This is a genomic window from Rhodobacter capsulatus, assembly GCF_005144475.1.
GTDB classification, from domain to species: domain Bacteria; phylum Pseudomonadota; class Alphaproteobacteria; order Rhodobacterales; family Rhodobacteraceae; genus Rhodobacter; species Rhodobacter capsulatus_C.
The window spans coordinates 31956-49485 of the sequence record NZ_SWJZ01000007.1; the positions used below are offsets into that span (position 1 = coordinate 31956).

Here is a 17530-nt window from a genome sequence, read left to right on the forward strand (position 1 = left end):
GCGCGTTTTGCAAATTTGCTTCACTTTGCAGGTTCAGCCGTAGGCGGCCACCGGGGTTCCGGCCAGCACGGCCACGTTCAGAAGCCCGCGCGTGGTGATCGAGGGGGTCACGATATGCGCCCGGTTCCCCATCCCCATCAGAATCGGCCCGACCTCCAGACCGTTCGCCTTTGCCTTCAGAATGTTGCGCACCCCCGAGGCGGCGTCGGTATTGGCAAAGACGAGCACATTCGCCGCGCCCTCCATCCGCGATTCGGGCAGCAGCCGGGCGCGAATCTGCGGCTCGAGCGCGGCGTCGATATGCATCTCGCCCTCGTAGACGAAATCCGGTTCGCGGGCGTCAAGCCGCTCCAGCGCCGCGCGCATCCGCCGGCCCGAGTCGGTGTCAAGGTTGCCGAACTGGCTGTGCGAACACAAAGCCACCTTCGGCGCCAGACCGAACCGGCGCACGTGCCGCGCCGCCGCCATCACCGTCGTGGTGATCTCCTCGGGCGTCGGTTCGTGATGCACATGGGTATCGGCGATGAACAGCGGCCCGTCTTCCAGGATCATCAGGCTGAGCGCACCGACCGGATGCAGCCCGCCCCGCGCCAGCACCTGCCGGACATAGTTCAGGTGCCACAGATATTGCCCGAACGTGCCACAGATCAGGCTGTCGGCATCGCCCTGATGCACCATGATCGCGCCGATGGCGGTGGTGTTGGTGCGCAAGATCGCCCGCGCCAGATCGGGCGTCACGCCGCGCCGCGCCATCAGGCCGAAATAGGTCTCCCAATAGCTGCGATAGCGGGCGTCGTGTTCGGGGTTCACCACCTCGAAATCGCGGCCGGGCACCAGCGAGAGCCCCGCCCGTTCCGCCCGCCGTTCGATCACCTCGGGGCGGCCGATCAGGATCGGCTTCACCGTGGTCTCCTCGATCATCGCCTGCGCCGCGCGCAACACCCGCTCATCCTCGCCCTCGGCAAAGACGACGCGGCGGGCGGCGGTGGCGGCGGCCTCGAAGACCGGCCGCATGAGCAGCGACGAGCGCACGACCGAGCCTTCCAGCTTGCGCCGATAGGCGTCCAGATCGGCAAGCGGCCGGGTGGCGACGCCGGTCTCCATCGCGGCCTTGGCGACGGCGGTCGAGACGGTGGCGATCAGGCGCGGGTCGAAGGGTTTCGGGATCAGGTAATCGGGGCCGAAAGTCAGCTTCTCGCCCCGATAGGCGGCCGCGGCCTCGGCGGCGGTGGTGGCGCGGGCAAGCGCCGCGATCCCCTCGATGCAGGCGATCTGCATCTCGTCGTTGATCGTTGTCGCCCCCACGTCAAGCGCGCCGCGGAAGATGAAGGGGAAGCACAGGACGTTGTTGACCTGATTGGGAAAATCGCTGCGGCCGGTGGCGATGATCGCCTCGGGCGCGACCGATCGCACGGCATCGGGCAGGATTTCCGGCGTCGGGTTCGCCAGCGCGAAGACGATCGGCCCGGGTGCCATCCGCGCCACGTGATCGGGCGTCAGCACGCCCGGACCGGAGAGGCCCAGGAACATGTCCGCCCCCTCGATCACGTCATCGAGCGTCCGCTTCGTCGTCGGCTGCGCGTAAGCGGCCTTGAGCGGGTTCATGTCCACTTCGCGGCCCTGATAGACCAGCCCGTGAATGTCGCACAGCCAGACGTTTTCGCGCCGCACGCCCAGTTTCACCAGCATGTTCAGACAGGCGATCCCCGCCGCGCCGCCGCCGGTCGAGACGATCTTGATGTCTTCAAACCGCTTGCCCGCGATGCGCAGCGCATTCGTTGCTGCCGCGCCAACGACAATCGCCGTGCCGTGCTGATCGTCATGAAAGACCGGGATCTTCATCCGTTCGCGGCAGAGCCGCTCGACGATGAAACAATCGGGGGCCTTGATGTCCTCAAGATTGATCGCGCCGAAACTCGGCTCCAGCGCGCAGACCAGATCGGCCAGCTTTTCCGGGTCGGGCTGGTTCACCTCGATGTCGAAGGCGTCGATATTGGCGAATTTCTTGAACAGGACCGCCTTGCCCTCCATCACCGGCTTGGCGGCGAGCGGCCCGATATTGCCCAGCCCCAGAACGGCGGTGCCGTTCGTCACCACGGCGACCAGATTGCCCCGGGCGGTATAGCGCGCCGCGGTGCTGGCGTCGGCCTTGATTTCCAGACAGGCTTCGGCCACGCCCGGCGAATAGGCCCGGCTCAGGTCAAGCCCGTTCGCCAAGGGCTTCGTGGCGCGGATTTCCAGCTTCCCGGGCTTCGGATATTCGTGGTAATCCAGCGCCGGATGGCGCGCGGGCGGGTGACGTTCGTCGGTCATGAGCCTCTCCCTGAAGATGGTTCAGCCTTAAACCAATTCCAGATCGCCGGAAAGCGTTGATAGCGCAAGCAGGTCCCCCCCTTGCGCTGCCGCCCGGCGCGGCGCAGGATCGGGCCGAAACCCATGCCGGAGGCGGACATGTCCCTGCTCGATGCCGCGCGCGACGTGCGCGAGAATGCCTATGCGCCCTATTCGAAATTCAAGGTGGGGGCGGCGGTGCGCGGGGCCTCGGGCACGATCTACCGCGGCGTGAACGTGGAAAACGTCGCTTACCCCGAGGGCACCTGCGCCGAGGCGGGCGCCATTGCCGCGATGGTGGCGGCGGGCGAGACCGAGCTGATCGAGGTCGCGGTGATCGCCGACAGCCCGGCGCCGGTGCCGCCCTGCGGCGGCTGTCGGCAGAAACTGGCCGAGTTCGGGCGCGGTCATGTGCCGGTGACGCTGGGCACCACGGCGGGGGCGCGGCTTGACACCACGATCGGCGATCTGCTGCCGGGCCGGTTCGACGCCAGCCACATGGACAATGTCTGATGGATGCCCGTTCGATCATCATGGCGGTGCGCGACGGTGCCGGGCTTTCGCCCGAGGCGGCCGCGTGGTTTGCGCGCGGCCTGGCCGATGGCACGGTGTCCGACGCGCAGGCCGGGGCTTTCGCGATGGCGGTCCTGTGCCGCGGCATCGGGCCCGGCGGTCGGGTGGCGCTGACGCAGGCGATGCGGGATTCGGGGCAGGTGGTGCGCTGGGATCTGCCCGGCCCGGTGGTCGACAAGCATTCGACCGGCGGCATCGGCGATTCCGTGTCCTTGCTGCTGGCCCCGGCCTTGGCGGCCTGTGGCGTCTATGTGCCGATGATTTCCGGGCGCGGGCTGGGCCATACCGGCGGCACGCTGGACAAGATGGAGGCGATCCCCGGCTACAAATCGCTGCCCGGCATCGCGGTGTTGCGCAAGGTCGTGGCCGAGGTCGGCTGCGCCATCGTCGGCGCCACGGAGGAGATCGCCCCGGCCGACAAGCGGCTTTACGGCATCCGCGACATCTCGGGCACGGTCGAAAGCATCGATCTGATCACCGCCTCGATCCTGTCGAAGAAACTGGCCGTCGGGCTTGATGCGCTGGTGCTCGATGTCAAGGTCGGCTCGGGCGCCTTCATGGCGACACCCGAAGACGCCCGGGCCTTGGCCGAAAGTCTGGTGAAGACGGCGAATGACGCGGGGGTCCGGACCTCGGCCCTGATGACCGACATGAACCAGAGCCTGGGGCAATCGGCGGGCAATGCGCTGGAAGTGCTCGAGGTGATGGAGACCTTGACCGGCTCTGCGGTGAACGAGGCGCTTTGGGATGTGACGGCGGCGCTGGGCGGCGAGGTGCTGATGCTGGCGGGCAGGGCAGAAAGCCTGGACGATGGCGCGGCGCTGATCGATGCGGCGATCGAAAGCGGCCGGGCGGCCGAGATCTTCGGGCGGATGGTGGCGGCTTTGGGCGGGCCTTTGGATTTCGTCGAACGCTACCCCGACCGGCTTCCGGCGGCGCCGCTGATCGTGCCGGTGCCCGCGCCGCGGGCGGGCTTTGTCGCGCGGGTGAACGGGCGGGCTTTGGGCGAGGCGGTGGTGCGGCTGGGCGGCGGGCGGCTGGTCGGCACGGACCGGATCAACCCCTCGGTCGGGCTGACCGGGCAGGCGATGATCGGCGAGGAAATGGCCCGCGGCGAGGCTTTGGCGCTGGTCCATGCCCCCGATCAGGCCCGCGCCGATCGCGCGGTGGCGGCGGTTCTGGCGGCCTATCAGCTCTCCGAAGACCCGCCCGAGGAACCGCCGCTGATCCATTGCCGGATCGGACCGGAGGAGCTGTGATGGCGCGTGCCTTTCTGATCGTGATGGATTCCGTCGGCATCGGCGGCGCCCCGGATGCGGGATCGTTTTTCAACGAGGGCCGTCCGGACACCGGGGCGAACACGCTGGGCCATATCGCGGAGGCCTGCGCCGCGGGCCGGGCCGAGGAAGGGCGCTCCGGGCCCTTGACCCTGCCGCATCTCGACGCGCTTGGCCTTTCGGCGGCGGTGGAGCTGGCCAGCGGCACGCGCCCGGCCGGGCTGGGCGCCGCGCCGCAGGGGCTTTGGGGCGCGGCGACGGAAGTGTCGCGCGGCAAGGACACGCCCTCGGGCCATTGGGAACTGGCAGGCGTGCCGGTGCCCTGGGACTGGCATTATTTCCTTGAAACAAGGGACAGTTTTCCGCCCGATCTGGTGGATTTCGTGGCCAAGGCCGCGGGCACCGCGGGGATCCTTGGCAATTGCCACGCCCCCGGCACGGCGATCATCGAGGCCTTGGGCGAAGACCATCTGCGCACGGGCTGGCCGATCTGCTACACCTCGGCCGACTCTGTCTTCCAGATCGCCGCACATGAAGAAAGCTTCGGGCTTGAGCGGCTCTTGCAGCTGTGCCGCGATGTCGCGCCAAGGCTGCATGCGATGAAGGTGGGCCGCGTCATCGCGCGGCCCTTCACCGGCCCGCCCGGCGCCTTTGCCCGCACCCCGAACCGGCGCGATTTCGCCATTGCGCCGCCTGCGCCGACCCTGCTCGATTGGGTTCAGGGCGCAGGCCGTGTCACCCATGCCATCGGCAAGATCGGCGACATCTTCTCCCATCGCGGCATCGCCCATCTGCACAAGGGCAAGAATGACGCCGAGCTGATGGAGCATCTGATCCGGCTGGGGTCCGAGGCCGAAGAGGGCAGCCTGACCTTCGCCAATTTCGTCGAATTCGACAGTCTCTGGGGGCATCGGCGCGATGTTGCGGGCTATGCCCGCGCGCTCGAATGGTTCGACGCCTGTCTGGGCCGCTTCCTGCCGACGCTCGGCCCGGGCGATCTGGCGCTTTTCACCGCCGATCACGGCAATGACCCCACGTGGTCGGGCACCGATCACACCCGCGAACGCGTGCCGGTGCTGGGGCACGGGCTTGGCTTGCGCCCGGTGGGGCAGGTCGCCTATGCCGACATCGGCGCGTCGGTCGCGGCGCATCTGGGCGTGGCCGCCGAAGGGCCCGGCCGCAGTTTTCTTTGAAAGGACAGACCATGGATCAACAGGTCACCGTCGTCGATCACCCGCTGGTGCAGCACAAGCTGACGCTGATGCGGGAAAAGGACACCTCCACCGCCTCCTTCCGCCAGCTTTTGCGCGAAATCAGCCTGCTTCTGGCTTATGAGGTGACGCGCGGGCTGGACCTGACGACGAAGCGGATCGACACGCCGCTGTGCCAGATGGACGCGCCGATCCTTGAGGGCAAGAAACTGGCGCTGATCTCGATCCTGCGGGCGGGGAACGGGCTTCTGGATGGCATCCTGGAGCTGATACCGGCGGCGCGGGTCGGTTTCGTCGGGCTTTACCGCGACCCGGACACGCTGCAGCCGGTGCAATATTACTGCAAGGTGCCCGCGGAACTGGAAGACCGGATGGTGATCGTCGTCGATCCGATGCTGGCGACGGGGAACAGCTCGGCCGCGGCGGTGCAGCTGATGAAGGACAAGGGCGCGAAAAACATCCGCTTCCTGTGCCTGCTTGCTGCGCCCGAGGGGGTCGCGCGGATGCGGGCCGCGCATCCGGATGTGCCGATCGTCACGGCCTCGATCGACAGCCATCTGAACGATCACGGGTATATCGTGCCGGGTCTAGGGGATGCGGGCGACCGGATGTTCGGCACCAAATAGCGGAAGCGGCTGCGGCCGATTTTCCTTTACTCTGCAACAATTGTGCTGCAGTTTTTCCGAAAGATCATCGGGGGATGACATGCGGCGGTATGGTTGGTGGGTGGCGGCGACGGCGGTCGCGGCCACGTTGGGCGGTTCGGCTGCCCTGGCAGAGATGGAAATCAACGGTCCGGCCGACGTGCCGCCCCCGTCCTACAAGGGGCGGCAATATGTCGACAGCGCGGGCTGTGTCTTCGTGCGGGCGGGCTATGGCGGCACGGTGACCTGGGTGCCGCGGGTCGATCGGACGAAGAAGCAGCTTTGCGGCTACCAGCCCAGCCTGCCGCAGGGCGCGCCGGTGGCCGAGGTCGCGACGGCCCCGGCCAAATCCGCGCCGCCGGTGGCCGTTGCCGCCGCGCCTGCTCCGGCCCCCGCACATGCCGCCCGGCCCGCCCGATCGCCCTTTGCGCCGACGCCCTTCGTCGGCAAGCCGATGGAGACCATCGCCACCACCGAGACCCCACCGCGCATCGGTCTTGGTGCTGCCGCCGCGAAACCCCTGCCCGCCGCGCCGGTCCGGGTGGCCGCCGCGCCGCAAAGCCCGGTCACGCCGCCCGTCGCGATCGCAGCGCCCGCGCGCGCGGGTTATGTCTCGCCCTATGCGCTGAACGGCGGCTTCGAGGCTCCGGTGGCCGCGGTGGCCGCCGCGACCCCGGGCCGGGGCAGCGTGCGCTATCACAACACCCTTCCCGTGCCGGTCCGGATCACCGGCACCGAGACGGTGGCGGCCTCTGCAACCGCCTGCCCCGCGGGGATGGCCACGGCGCAGCGCTACCTGCTGTCGGACGGCCGGTCCGTGGTGCGCTGCGGCGGCGCGGCCGAAAATCCGGTCGCGTTCATCAATGCCGCGGCGGTGCCCGGTCTGGTCGTGACCTCGGCGGCGATGCCCGGTGGCGCCGGCGCCGCGGGGGCGCAGGCGACCCCGCAACAGGCCTATGCCGCGGCCAGCCCCTATGCGCTGGGCGGCGGCGTCGCGCCGATGACCGCGCGGCTGGGCTCGAGCGGGACATCCGTCGGGCCGGTGGTGGTGCGCGCGCCTTCGGGGCACAGCACGCTGGCGCCGATCGCGGTGGAAACGACGGTCGGGCCGACCGGTTATGCCCCGGCCTTCGAGGACGGGCGGCTCAATCCGTTCCGCGGTCCGCGCACCGCGATGGGCGATGCCGAACAGGGCGTGCTCTGGACGAACGAGGTTCCCTCGCGCCGGATCACCGACCGCACCCCCGCCCGCAAGCGCATCGTTCCGGCCGAGCCGGTCTTCGTCCCCGCCCCGGCCTATGCCGCGCCCTATGTCCTGCCCGATGCGGCCGCCCCGATGCGGGTGTCGTCGAAATCGGCGCCGCCCGCCGCCGCCGCGCCCGCCGCGCCGCGCTACGTGCAGGTGGGCAGCTTTGCCGTGGCCGAAAATGCCGCCGCCGCCAAGGCGCGTCTGGCCGCGGCCGGTCTGCCGGTGTCCTCGGCGCAGACCCGGCGCGGTCTGACGGTGGTTCTGGCCGGTCCCTTCGCCGATGCGCGGCAGGCGCTGGCCACGGTCCGCACTGCGGGCTTTGCCGAGGTGATCCTGCGCTGACCCGATCCCGCACCGGGATCAGGGGCGGTCCTCGGGCCGCCCTTTTGCGTCTCGGGAACCGATCCTGCGTTCAGGAACAGATGTCCTTCAGCGCCAGCCATTGATCGTCGGCCAGCACCGGCTCGGGCGCGGGGGCGCCGCGGAACGGATCGGCCTCGATCAGACCCAGCGCCGCCTCGCCGGTCGGGTCGATCGCATAGGCATAGGGCGTCGAGGACACGCCCGTCGCGCGGAAGGCTTCGAGCAGGGTTTCCGTCTGCGCCTCGCCATGGGCGATTGCGGGCGGATGCGACAGCACCACCTCGCCATAGCCGCGCAGCCGGTCTGCGGGCAGATCCCCGGTCGTCAGCAGCGTCAGCGCCGCGCCGCTGCCCGCCCAGGCCAGCGCCGCATGCAGCGGGTTTTCCGCCGCCTGCGCCTGCTGCGCCGAGAGGATCGCCCCCGCCGCCACCTCGGGCGTGTCGGGGCCGGTCAGCGTGTCGGTGCCCAGCGCCACCACCCCGCCGGGCAGGATCCGCGCCCCGGTCAGCCCGCGCGGCAGCACCGCGATTTCGGAAATGCCCTGCAACCGCGCCGCCAGCGCCTCCAGCGCGGCATCGCCCTCGGTCGAATGGCAGGCGACGCCGGTCGAGCGTTCCAGATCCCGCAGCACGATCCGGCCGATGTCGGTGCGCTTGGCGGTCGGAACGACCCGGGCCGCCTGATCGACCAGCGCCCCGGGCAGCCAGAGCAGCGCCCCAAGCGCCAGCCCGACCAGAGACAGGCTCCAGCCGATCCGCCGCAGCCGCCCCGGATGCGGGCGCCGGGCTTCGATCACCGCCTGCACCTTCTCGATCGCCTCGACCATCAGCTCGTCGCCGATTTCAAGCTCTTCGCCCGGTTCCTCCGAGGCGCCGTAAACCGCGGGCTTCGCCCCCGGATTGCGCCGGATCAGCGCCGCCAGCGACCAATGCGCCACCGCCCGGTCGGAAAGGTTGTCGCGGATCACCAGTGTCGCATCGCCCAGCGACAGCAGCACCAGCCGCCGCTGTGCCTGCGGCGTGTCCCGCCACAGGCCCTGCGCGGTCAGCATTTCATATTGCGGCAGCGCGGTCATCTTCGCTTCGACTATGGCTGGGGGCCCTCGGACCCGGTCCCGCAAAGAATAGCGAAAGGGGCCCCGGGGTCAATTGCGTGATTCGTCATCCCGGCCGGGCCGCAACCTGTCGTTTTCGGGCCGAATGTCGCTCTCGGTGTCGGGATTGGACGCGCCAGGCCGCCCCGGGCCGGTCACAGCTTGGGCAGGGACAGGGAGCAGCCGCAATGACGGACAAGAACCACACCGCGCAGGCCGCGGCGGCGATATCGGCCTATGCGCTGATCATCGGCTTCACCGACAATTACGTGCGCGTCATCGCCTCGGAAATCGGGCTGTGGCAGTTCCATCTGACGCGCTCGCTGATGGTGGCGGGGCTGCTTGTGCTGGCGGTGCCGCTGTTCCGGCTGGATCTGCGGCCGCGCAACTTTCGCGCCGTCGCCGCGCGCTCGGTCGTGCATGGGGTGGCGATGCTGTGCTACTTCGGCAGCCTTGGTTTTCTGCCGGTGCCGCAGGTGGCGGCGGGGCTTTTCACCGCGCCGATCTTCGTTTTGCTGATCACCCGCTTCGTCTATGGCGAGCGCATCGGTCTGGTCCGCATCCTGGCCGTGGCGGTGGGCTTTGCGGGCATCCTGCTGGTCCTTGGCCCCGAGGCGGCGCGGATCGGCCCCGCCGCCGCTATCCCGGTGCTGGGCGGCGCGCTTTACGCGCTGGGCAATATCGCCACGCAGCGCTGGTGCCCGGGCGAGGGGGCGGTGACGCTGACGGCCGGGTTCTTTGCCATGCTGGGGGTGCTGGGCGCCTGCGGGCTGGGGGTGCTGACGCTGTTCCCGGGCCTCGGCGCGGCGGTGGGCGAGGGGCCCTTGACCTTCATCCTGCGCGGGCCGGCTCTGCCCTCGGGCACGGTGCTGTTCTGGGTCTTCGCGCAGGCTTTGGGCTCGCTCGTTGCGGTCAGCCTGATGGTCCGGGGCTATCAGCTGACCGATGCCACCCGCGCCGCCGTCTTCGAATATGTCGTGCTGCCCGCCGCGGCGCTTTGGGGCTTTCTGCTCTGGGACGAGGTGCCCGGTCTGCGCGAATGGGCCGGGATGGGGCTGATCTGGCTGGCGGGGCTCGCGATTGTGGCGCGCGGGCGCTAATCTGCCCGCATGATCGTATCCCCGGGCCGTCGCTTCATCTTTGTCCATATCCCGAAGACCGGGGGCACGGCGCTGGCGCTGGCGCTCGAGGCGCGGGCGATGGCCGATGACATTCTGGTGGGCGACACGCCGAAGGCGCGGCGGCGCAAGGCCCGGCTGGCGGGGGTGACGACGGCGGGGCGGCTGTGGAAACATGCGACGCTGGCCGACGGGATCGGGCTTTATACCGAGGCGCAGGCGCGGGACTGGTTCACCTTTGCCCTGGTGCGCAACCCCTGGGACCGCATGGTCAGCTATTACCACTGGCTGCGGGGGCAACGCTTTGCCCATCCGGCGGTGACCTTGGCGCAAGGGCTGGATTTCGCGGGCTTCGTCACCCATCCGCAGACCGCCGCCTCGATCGCGGCAACGCCCTATGGCAGCTACCTGCGGCTGGCGGACGGGACCGAGGCCGCCCGTGCCTATTTGCGGCTGGAACATCTGGAGGAAGACGGCGCGGTGCTTGAAGCGCATCTTGGCTTCAAGCTCTTCCCGCTGGCCCGCGCCAATGCCTCGGACCGGCGGGCGGATTGGCGCTTTTATTACGACGACCGAACCGCCGAGGCGGTGGCCCGCATCGCCGCCGCCGATATCGCCCGCTTCGGCTATGCGTTCTGATCGCGTTCGGCTCAGTCCCGCTCGGGGGCGCCGCGCTGCCGCAGATGCGCCTCGAGCTTGCGCAGCAGCAGCGACAGGGTGACGGTCATCGCCAGATAGATCAGCGCGACGACGTTGTAGGTCTCGAGATAGCGGAAATTCCCCGCCGCGGTGACCTTGCCCAGTTGCGTGATATCGGCCACGCCCAGCACCGAGACGAGCGAGCTGTCCTTCACCATCGCCACGAAATCATTGCCCAAAGGCGGCAGCACGGTGCGGAAGGCCTGCGGAAAGACGATCAGCCGGAACCGCAGCCAGCCGCCCAGACCCAGCGCCTTGGCCGCCTCGATCTGGCCCCGCTCGACCGAGATCAGCCCGGCGCGGAACACCTCGGCCAGAAAGGCGGCATAGGCGAGGATCAGCGCCAGCACCGCCCGGGCCAAAAGCGGAAAATCCCGCGCCGAGACCTCGGGCAGCCCCAGCGCATTCCAGCCCGCCACCAGCGCGGGCACCAGCGCGAAGGCGACGTAAAGCAGCAAAACGATGATCGGCACGCCGCGGATCACCTCGGTGTAAAACCGCGCCAGCTGCCGCCAGATCAGATGCTGCGACAGCGAGGCGATGGCAAGCACAAGCCCCAGCACCAGCGCGCCCACAAAGGACACAAGCGTCACGAAAACCGTGATGCCGATGCCCTTCGACAGGGTGGCGAAGATCTTTGCATGCAGCGGATCGGCGGCGACCGCACCGCCCAGCCCAAGGGCGGCGACGCCGAGCGCCACCAGCCACCAGGGGAAATCGCGGTCGGGATGAGACCTCATTCCCCCATCTTGTAATCAAGGAACCATTTCTTGTTCAGCGCCGCGATCGTGCCATCGGCCTTCATCTCGGCGATGGCCGCATTGACCGGCGCCACCAGGTCGGAGCCCTTCGGGAAGATGAAGCCGAAATCCTCGGCGCCCAGTTTCTCGCCGACGATCTTCAAGGCGCCGTCCGAGGCCTTGGCATAGCCCTCGCCCGCGGTGGAATCGGTCAGCACAAGATCGACATCGCCGCCGCGCAGCGCCTCGACCCCCGCGCCGAACGTCTCGAACATCTTGATGCGGGGATTGGCCTCGTTGCCATCCAGCAGCTCATAGACGCCGACGTAAAACGGCGTCGTCCCCGGTTGCGCCGCCATCAGCAGATCGGGATTGGCGGCAAAACTCTTGCCATCGCTGAAGCGGGTCTCGTCGCCGCGCACCAGCATGATCATTTCGGATCGCATGTAGGGATCCGAGAAATCGACCGCGGTCTTGCGGTCGTCGCGGATGGTGATGCCGGTCATGCCGATGTCATATTGCCCGGCGGATACCCCCGGGATCATCGCATCCCAGCTCGAATGTTCATAGGCGACGGTCATGTGCAGCCGCTTCGCCATCTCGGCCATGGCGTCATATTCCCAGCCGACATGGGCGCCCGCGGCATCGACGAATTGCAACGGCGGATAGGCGTCCTCGGTCACCACGGTGACGGTGCGCCCCGCCAGATCGGGCAGGTCGGCCAAGGCGGGGGCGGCGGCCAGCAGGGCGGCGGCAAGCAGGGGCAGTTTCATCGGAACGCTCCGGTTGAGGGGTCGGTTCACGCTATTCCCGGGGGCGGGGGCTGTCCAGTCTCAGCCGCCGCAGACCGGGCAGGCGGGATCGCGCTTGACCTCGATGGTGCGGTTTTCGCCGTGAAGCGCGTCGATCAGCTGCAATTTGCCGCGCAGGGGGGTGCCCGCCCCGGTGATCTCCTTGATCGCCTCGGCCGCCATCATCGTGCCCAGAATGCCGGGCAGGGCTGCCATCACGCCGCCCTCGGCGCAAGTGGGGGCAAGGCCGGGGGCGGGGGCTTTCGGGAACAGGCAGGCCAGACAGGGGCCGCCGCTGGCGGGGTGATAGAGGCTGATCTGCCCCTCCCATTGCGAGATCGCGGCGGAAATCAGCGGCTTGGCAACCGTGACACAGGCGCGGTTAACCAGCTGCCGGGTCTCGAAATCGTCGCAGCCATCGAGCACCAGATCATAATCCGCGATCAGCTCCGCGGCGATGTCTTCGGTCAGGCGGCGGTGATAGGGTTTGACGGTGATGAAGGGGTTCAGCGCTTTCAGCGCCGCCTCGGCCGCGAAGACCTTCGGCTTGCCGATGTCATCGTCGCGAAACAGCACCTGCCGCTGCAGGTTCGAATTGGAGACCGTGTCGTGGTCGATCACGCCCAGCGTGCCGACGCCCGCGGCACTCAGGTAAAGCAGCGCGGGCGATCCAAGCCCGCCCGCCCCCACCACCAGCACCCGCGCCGATTTCAGCCGCCGCTGCCCGGTGCCGCCGATCTCGCGCAACAGCATGTGGCGGGAATAGCGCCCCAGTTCGGCCCTGGAAAACGGGCCTTCGGCGGGGGCATCGGGCGTCACCGCGCGGGCGCGCAGCCGCGCCAGCCCCCAGCGATAGGCCTGCACCAGCGCGGCCACGACCCCAAGGCCGATCCAGCCGGGCAGAGAGCCGCCGATCAGCGCCGGAAGCGGATGGCCGGGGCCGGGAAAGAGCAGATGCACCAGCACGAAGGCGCCCCAGAGGATTGCGAGCGTGCCCCAGACCAGCCCGGCAGGGGCGCGCAGTTTCCAGCCAAGGGCGGCGATCACCGCCAGAAGGATCAGCCCGGTCATCGCTCAACCCTTGCCGGTGGAACCAAAGCCGCCTGCACCGCGCGCGGTCTCGCCCAGATCCGCGGCGGGCTCGTAGCGGGCCTGCACGACGGGGGCGATGATCGCCTGCGCCACCCGCTCGCCGTGGCGGATCGTATAGGCCTCGGCGCCGAAATTGATCATCAAGACGCCCAGCGGGCCGCGGTAATCGCTGTCGATGGTGCCCGGCGCGTTCGGCATCCCCAGCCCGTGCTTGAAGGCCAGCCCGGACCGCGGCCGGATCTGCATTTCGAACCCGTCAGGGATGGCAACGCGTAGCCCGGTCGGCACGATCGCCCGCCCCATCGGCGCCAGCACCAGCCCGGCCGCGCGGATTTCGGGGGGCAGATTGGCGCGAATGTCCGCCCCGGCGGCGCCATGGGTTTCATAAGCGGGCAGCGCCACCTCGGGATCGGCCCAGTCCTCGCGCAGCACCTTGATGATCGGCGTCATGCCTGTCCCTTCCGTTTTCTTTCGCGTATTTGGACCAAGAAGAAACGGCATGGGTTTCTTCTTGGCGCAAATACGCCCTTTCGCCCTGTCAGCTTGCGCCAAGCGCGGTGGCAATGCGCAAGGCCAGCCTGCGGGCGACCGCGTCCTTGCCCATCCGCGCCCAAGTCTCGGCGCCGCTCTCGTCGAGGATCGTCACCGCGTTTTCGCTGCCGCCCATGATGCCGGTGGCCGGGCTGACGTCATTCGCCACGATCCAGTCGCAGCCCTTGCGGGCGCGTTTCGCCGCCGCATGGGCCGTCACATTCTCGGTTTCGGCGGCAAAGCCCACGACCAGCCGCGGCCGCCCCGCCCCCATCTGCGCGACGCTCGCCAGAATATCCGGGTTCTCGGCAAAACTCAGCGCCGGGGCCTGACCCGAGCCGTCCTTCTTCATCTTCTGCAGGCTCGCATTCGCCACCCGCCAATCGGCGACGGCGGCGGCAAAGATCGCCGCCTCGGCGGGCAGGGCGGTCTGCACGGCCAAAAGCATCTCGCGCGCGGTTTCGACCTTGACCACCTTCACGCCGTCGGGCGGCGGCACGATGGCCGGGCCGGTGACGAAGGTGACATCGGCGCCCAGATCGCGCAGCGCCGCGGCCAGGGCCGTGCCCTGCGCGCCCGAGGAGCGGTTGGCGATGTAGCGCACCGGGTCGATCGGCTCATGCGTCGGGCCCGAGGTCACCAGCACATGCCGCCCCTTGAGGGGGCCATCCGTCAACGCGGAGTGAATCGCGGCCAGGATTTCCGCGGGTTCGGCCATCCGGCCCAGCCCGTATTCGCCGCAGGCCATGTCGCCTTCGTTCGGGCCGACAGTCAGAACGCCATCGGCCTGCAATTGCTTCAAATTGCGCTGCGTCGCCGGGTGCTGCCACATCCGCACATTCATCGAGGGCGCGATCAGCACCCGCTTGTCGGTGGCCAGAAGCAGCGTCGAGGCCAGATCGCCCGCCAGCCCCGCCGCCATCTTCGCCATCAGATCGGCGGTCGCAGGCGCCACCACCACCAGATCGGCCGCGCGGCTGAGCTGGATATGGCCGATCTCGGCCTCGTGGGTCAGATCGAAGAGCGCCATATGCGCGGCTTCCCCGGCCAGCGAGGAGACCGACAGCGGCGTGACGAATTCCGCCCCGGCTGTCGTCAGAACCGGGGTCACGGCAAAGCCCGCGCCGCGCAGAAGCCGGATCAGTTCCGGCGTCTTCACCGCCGCAATGCCGCCGCCGATGATCAGCAGAATCCGTTTCGCCATGCGCCCCTCCGGTTTTGCCAAGCTGTAGGGCGGGCGGGCGAAGCGCGCAAGTTACCGGAACGCCTTGCAGGGGTCTTCGCGCGGGGCGGGCTCGGTGACGATCCACAGATCGAAGGGCTGATCGCCCGCGGCCGGGCGTTCCAGCTGGCCAAGCGAGAGCAGTTTCACCCCCGGATCGGCATGGGCAATGAGCGCGGGAACGGCGCGGTCCTTGCGGGCGTGCCCCGAGCCGGTGATCACCGCCACCGGGCCGCCGGTCTCGGAGAGCGCTTGCAGGGTCGTCTGCGCGAAGGCCGCATCGCGCAGGCGTTGTGCCGCCACCATCCCGGGCAGCAGCTCGGGCGGCAGCGCGTTGCAGTGATCCGCCTGCGTCTGGGCTTCGAGCTGCGCCTGCAGATCGGCAGGGTAGGGGGCGTCGAGGCCGAACCGCGCCGCCTCGGGGAAGACCTGCGCCAGAGGCGCTTTCATCGCGCGCCGCACGGTGTCGCGGGGCGGCGCCGCGCCATGGATCCGCGCCGTGGGGGCGGCGGCAAAGATCGGCGCATAGATCGCAAAATCGGGCCAGCCCGCGGCCTCCCAGCCCAGCACCTCGGCCAGCCTGTCGGGCGTGGCGATCAGATCGGGCGTCACCTTCGCCGCCTGCGCCGGATCGAGCATCTCGAAGACCAGCGCCTTCGGCTTCAGCGCCGCCACCGCCGCCGCCTGTGCCAAGTGATGCGCGGCATTGTCATGCACCTCGCCCAGCACCGCCACCTGCGGCGCGGCAGCGATGATCCGCCCGGGCAGATCGGCGGCCGAAATCTCCTCGGCCGCGACCGGAGCCGCCAGCAGCAGCGCAACAAGACCCGCAAAACCCCTCATGCGAAGAAGCCGATCACCTCTTCCGAGCGGCTTTCCAGCGACTTGCGCATCTTGGTGAAAGCCTGCGCCTCGAGCTGTCGGATCCGCTCTTTCGAGAGCCCCAATTCCTCGCCGAGGGATTCCAGCGTCCGCGGCTCGTCGATCAGGCGGCGTTGCGACACGATATAGCGTTCGCGCGCCGACAGCTGCCCCATCGCCTGCCCAAGCCAGTCGCGCATCTTCGCGCCGTCATGCGCCTCGGTCACGCGCGCCTCGGGGCTGCCGCCCTCGTCCTCCAGCGTATCGACCCATTCGCGCCCGTCCTCGTCGGAAGATTGCGGCGCATTCAGCGACAGATCGGAGCCCGAAAGCCGCCCCTCCATCATCTCGACATCGGCCATCGAAACGCCGATCGAGATCGCCACCTTTTGGCGCAGCTGCGCGCTGTCCAGAACCACCCCCTCGGCCTCGGCCTCGCGCTGGATCTGCGCCTGCACCCGCTTGAGATTGAAGAACAGCGCCTTTTGCGACGAGGTCGATCCGGTGCGTACCATCGACCAGTTGCGCATCACGAATTCCTGGATCGAGGCCTTGATCCACCAGACCGCATAGGTCGAAAACCGCACGCCGCGATCGGGGTCGAACTTGTCGGCGGCTTTCATCAGGCCGAGCGACGCCTCCTGGATCAGGTCGTTCATCGGCGCCCCGTAGCGGCGGAATTTCGAGGCCATCGAAATCGCCAGCCGCATGTAGGCGCTGACAAGGCGGTGCAGGGCCGCCTCGTCGCGGTGGTCGCGCCAGGCACGGGCCAGAGCGGCCTCGGTCTCGGCGTCCAGATATTCCGCGCGCATCGCCTGCCGCGGAAGCGTGTCGTCGGTCATTCCATCGAGTGCCATGTCAGTCTCCCCGGGTCTCCCAACCCGCTGTTAGGCGTGCTCACTGCACCTACACTGACAGAAACGATCTGGAATGTCTCCAAGTTGCACGGTGCATCACAAAAAAATCACTGTGCAGGATTAACCATTGCACAAGAGCCGCCGCGGACTAGCATTCCGGCGCAAAAGGGAGGTCAGGATGGGCTACGAACTTGCGATCGGGGATCGGTCCTATTCCAGCTGGTCGCTGCGCGGCTGGCTGGTGTTTGCGAAAGCAGGCGTGCCGGTGAAGACCGTCTCGGGGCGGCTTTACAGCGATGATTTCAAACGGCTTTTGTCGGAATTCGCGCCTGCGGTTCTGGCGCCTGCGCTGCGGCTGCCCTCGGGTCTGGTGATCGGCGAGACGCTGGCGATTGCCGAAACCATCGCCGAGCGTCACCCCGAGGCCGGGCTTTGGCCCGAGGATGCGGAGGCCCGCGCGATGGCCCGCTGGCTGGCCTCGGAAATGCATGCGGGCTTCGGCGCGTTGCGCAGCCATTGCCCGATGAACCTGCGGGTGAGCTATGAGACCTGCGAGCCCCCCGCGGCGGTTCTGGCCGATCTGGCGCGGATCGAGTCGCTCTGGTCGCTGGCGCGGGGCCGGTTTGGCGCCGGGGGGCCGTGGCTCTTTGGCCGCTGGTCGCTGGCCGATGCCTTCTTCGCCCCGGTGGCGGCGCGGATTGCGGGCTACAACCTGCCCGTGGGGGCGCAGGCCGCGGAATATGTGGCAACCTGGCTCGCCGATGCCGATTTCCGCGCCTGGCGGGCCGAGGGCCTGGCCGAAGGCCCGGACCAACACTTTTACAAACGCGACTGGCCGACCCGGCCCTGGCCCGGGGCGCAGTGATCCGTTAACCCAT

Annotated in this window: 17 protein-coding genes; 8 read left to right on the forward strand and 9 right to left on the reverse strand. The window is 68.7% G+C overall.

The annotated features are described in order from the left end of the window. Positions 1-33: 33 nt before the first annotated feature. Entirely contained in the window at positions 34-2313 is a 2280-nt protein-coding gene (locus FBT96_RS01050; protein ID WP_136904551.1) for an NADP-dependent malic enzyme, read from the reverse strand. 138 nt (positions 2314-2451) lie between these two features. Between FBT96_RS01050 and FBT96_RS01055 the strand changes: the two genes are divergently transcribed. The 5 genes from FBT96_RS01055 (at position 2452) to FBT96_RS01075 (ending at position 7627) form a co-directional block, all read left to right on the forward strand. Then, positions 2452-2844 (forward strand): cytidine deaminase, encoded by a 393-nt coding sequence (locus tag FBT96_RS01055; protein ID WP_136904552.1) that lies wholly within the window; start codon positions 2452-2454, stop codon positions 2842-2844. Next, positions 2844-4163 carry a thymidine phosphorylase gene (locus FBT96_RS01060; RefSeq protein ID WP_136904553.1) on the forward strand — a complete coding sequence of 440 codons (1320 nt, stop codon included), beginning with the start codon at positions 2844-2846 and terminating at the stop codon, positions 4161-4163. The genes FBT96_RS01055 and FBT96_RS01060 overlap by 1 nt, the downstream gene beginning before the upstream one ends. Continuing rightward, positions 4163-5374, forward strand: a complete 1212-nt coding sequence (locus FBT96_RS01065; RefSeq protein WP_136904554.1) for a phosphopentomutase — start codon at positions 4163-4165, stop codon at positions 5372-5374. The genes FBT96_RS01060 and FBT96_RS01065 overlap by 1 nt, the downstream gene beginning before the upstream one ends. Before the next feature lie 11 nt (positions 5375-5385). After that, positions 5386-6018, forward strand: coding sequence for a uracil phosphoribosyltransferase (upp, locus tag FBT96_RS01070; RefSeq protein WP_136904555.1), 633 nt, complete (start codon positions 5386-5388; stop codon positions 6016-6018). A 79-nt stretch (positions 6019-6097) separates the two neighbouring features. Continuing rightward, the gene (locus FBT96_RS01075) at positions 6098-7627 is read left to right on the forward strand and encodes an SPOR domain-containing protein (protein WP_136904556.1); all 1530 of its coding nucleotides are present in this window, start codon (positions 6098-6100) and stop codon (positions 7625-7627) included. 70 nt (positions 7628-7697) lie between these two features. Here the strand turns inward: FBT96_RS01075 and FBT96_RS01080 are convergent, their stop codons facing one another. Next, positions 7698-8723 (reverse strand): hypothetical protein, encoded by a 1026-nt coding sequence (locus FBT96_RS01080; RefSeq protein WP_023910900.1) that lies wholly within the window; start codon positions 8721-8723, stop codon positions 7698-7700. Positions 8724-8929: 206 nt separating this feature from the next. Between FBT96_RS01080 and FBT96_RS01085 the strand changes: the two genes are divergently transcribed. Both FBT96_RS01085 and FBT96_RS01090 read left to right on the forward strand, forming a co-directional pair. Continuing rightward, positions 8930-9841 (forward strand): DMT family transporter, encoded by a 912-nt coding sequence (locus tag FBT96_RS01085; protein ID WP_136904557.1) that lies wholly within the window; start codon positions 8930-8932, stop codon positions 9839-9841. A gap of 9 nt (positions 9842-9850) precedes the next feature. Beyond that, entirely contained in the window at positions 9851-10498 is a 648-nt protein-coding gene (locus FBT96_RS01090; RefSeq protein WP_136904558.1) for a sulfotransferase family 2 domain-containing protein, read from the forward strand. An 11-nt stretch (positions 10499-10509) separates the two neighbouring features. On the opposite strand, the gene FBT96_RS01095 is transcribed toward FBT96_RS01090, so the two are convergent. The 7 genes from FBT96_RS01095 to FBT96_RS01125 all read right to left on the reverse strand — a co-directional run bounded on the left by FBT96_RS01095 (position 10510) and on the right by FBT96_RS01125 (position 16652). Continuing rightward, positions 10510-11298: an amino acid ABC transporter permease gene (locus FBT96_RS01095; protein ID WP_136904559.1), complete on the reverse strand. Its 789-nt coding sequence runs from the start codon at positions 11296-11298 to the stop codon at positions 10510-10512. Continuing rightward, positions 11295-12071 carry a transporter substrate-binding domain-containing protein gene (locus tag FBT96_RS01100; RefSeq protein WP_136904560.1) on the reverse strand — a complete coding sequence of 259 codons (777 nt, stop codon included), beginning with the start codon at positions 12069-12071 and terminating at the stop codon, positions 11295-11297. The genes FBT96_RS01095 and FBT96_RS01100 overlap by 4 nt, the downstream gene beginning before the upstream one ends. A gap of 60 nt (positions 12072-12131) precedes the next feature. Then, the gene (locus FBT96_RS01105; RefSeq protein WP_136904561.1) at positions 12132-13160 is read right to left on the reverse strand and encodes a HesA/MoeB/ThiF family protein; all 1029 of its coding nucleotides are present in this window, start codon (positions 13158-13160) and stop codon (positions 12132-12134) included. Positions 13161-13163: 3 nt separating this feature from the next. Next, positions 13164-13631, reverse strand: coding sequence for a dUTP diphosphatase (gene dut / locus FBT96_RS01110; RefSeq protein ID WP_136904562.1), 468 nt, complete (start codon positions 13629-13631; stop codon positions 13164-13166). A gap of 88 nt (positions 13632-13719) precedes the next feature. Then, positions 13720-14916 carry a bifunctional phosphopantothenoylcysteine decarboxylase/phosphopantothenate--cysteine ligase CoaBC gene (coaBC, locus tag FBT96_RS01115; RefSeq protein ID WP_136904563.1) on the reverse strand — a complete coding sequence of 399 codons (1197 nt, stop codon included), beginning with the start codon at positions 14914-14916 and terminating at the stop codon, positions 13720-13722. Positions 14917-14967: 51 nt separating this feature from the next. Further along, on the reverse strand, positions 14968-15777 hold the full coding sequence (locus tag FBT96_RS01120) for a ChaN family lipoprotein (protein ID WP_136904564.1): 810 nt from the start codon (positions 15775-15777) through the stop codon (positions 14968-14970). Continuing rightward, positions 15774-16652 carry an RNA polymerase factor sigma-32 gene (locus tag FBT96_RS01125; RefSeq protein ID WP_136904565.1) on the reverse strand — a complete coding sequence of 293 codons (879 nt, stop codon included), beginning with the start codon at positions 16650-16652 and terminating at the stop codon, positions 15774-15776. Before FBT96_RS01125 ends, FBT96_RS01120 begins: the two co-directional genes overlap by 4 nt. Before the next feature lie 178 nt (positions 16653-16830). Between FBT96_RS01125 and FBT96_RS01130 the strand changes: the two genes are divergently transcribed. Then, on the forward strand, positions 16831-17517 hold the full coding sequence (locus FBT96_RS01130) for a glutathione S-transferase (protein WP_136904566.1): 687 nt from the start codon (positions 16831-16833) through the stop codon (positions 17515-17517). Positions 17518-17530: the final 13 nt, after the last annotated feature.

Bases quoted from the DNA above. Each gene is read 5' to 3' on its own strand.
- FBT96_RS01055 (WP_136904552.1), top strand. From the start codon at position 2,452: ATGTCCCTGCTCGATGCCGCGCGCGACGTGCGCGAGAATGCCTATGCG.
- FBT96_RS01090 (WP_136904558.1), top strand. From the start codon at position 9,851: ATGATCGTATCCCCGGGCCGTCGCTTCATCTTTGTCCATATCCCGAAG.
- coaBC (WP_136904563.1), bottom strand. From the start codon at position 14,916: ATGGCGAAACGGATTCTGCTGATCATCGGCGGCGGCATTGCGGCGGTG.
- FBT96_RS01130 (WP_136904566.1), top strand. From the start codon at position 16,831: ATGGGCTACGAACTTGCGATCGGGGATCGGTCCTATTCCAGCTGGTCG.
- FBT96_RS01100 (WP_136904560.1), bottom strand. From the start codon at position 12,071: ATGAAACTGCCCCTGCTTGCCGCCGCCCTGCTGGCCGCCGCCCCCGCC.
- FBT96_RS01120 (WP_136904564.1), bottom strand. From the start codon at position 15,777: ATGAGGGGTTTTGCGGGTCTTGTTGCGCTGCTGCTGGCGGCTCCGGTC.
- FBT96_RS01065 (WP_136904554.1), top strand. From the start codon at position 4,163: ATGGCGCGTGCCTTTCTGATCGTGATGGATTCCGTCGGCATCGGCGGC.
- FBT96_RS01050 (WP_136904551.1), bottom strand. From the start codon at position 2,313: ATGACCGACGAACGTCACCCGCCCGCGCGCCATCCGGCGCTGGATTAC.
- FBT96_RS01095 (WP_136904559.1), bottom strand. From the start codon at position 11,298: ATGAGGTCTCATCCCGACCGCGATTTCCCCTGGTGGCTGGTGGCGCTC.
- FBT96_RS01085 (WP_136904557.1), top strand. From the start codon at position 8,930: ATGACGGACAAGAACCACACCGCGCAGGCCGCGGCGGCGATATCGGCC.
- upp (WP_136904555.1), top strand. From the start codon at position 5,386: ATGGATCAACAGGTCACCGTCGTCGATCACCCGCTGGTGCAGCACAAG.
- dut (WP_136904562.1), bottom strand. From the start codon at position 13,631: ATGACGCCGATCATCAAGGTGCTGCGCGAGGACTGGGCCGATCCCGAG.
- FBT96_RS01105 (WP_136904561.1), bottom strand. From the start codon at position 13,160: ATGACCGGGCTGATCCTTCTGGCGGTGATCGCCGCCCTTGGCTGGAAA.
- FBT96_RS01060 (WP_136904553.1), top strand. From the start codon at position 2,844: ATGGATGCCCGTTCGATCATCATGGCGGTGCGCGACGGTGCCGGGCTT.
- FBT96_RS01080 (WP_023910900.1), bottom strand. From the start codon at position 8,723: ATGACCGCGCTGCCGCAATATGAAATGCTGACCGCGCAGGGCCTGTGG.
- FBT96_RS01125 (WP_136904565.1), bottom strand. From the start codon at position 16,652: ATGGCACTCGATGGAATGACCGACGACACGCTTCCGCGGCAGGCGATG.
- FBT96_RS01075 (WP_136904556.1), top strand. From the start codon at position 6,098: ATGCGGCGGTATGGTTGGTGGGTGGCGGCGACGGCGGTCGCGGCCACG.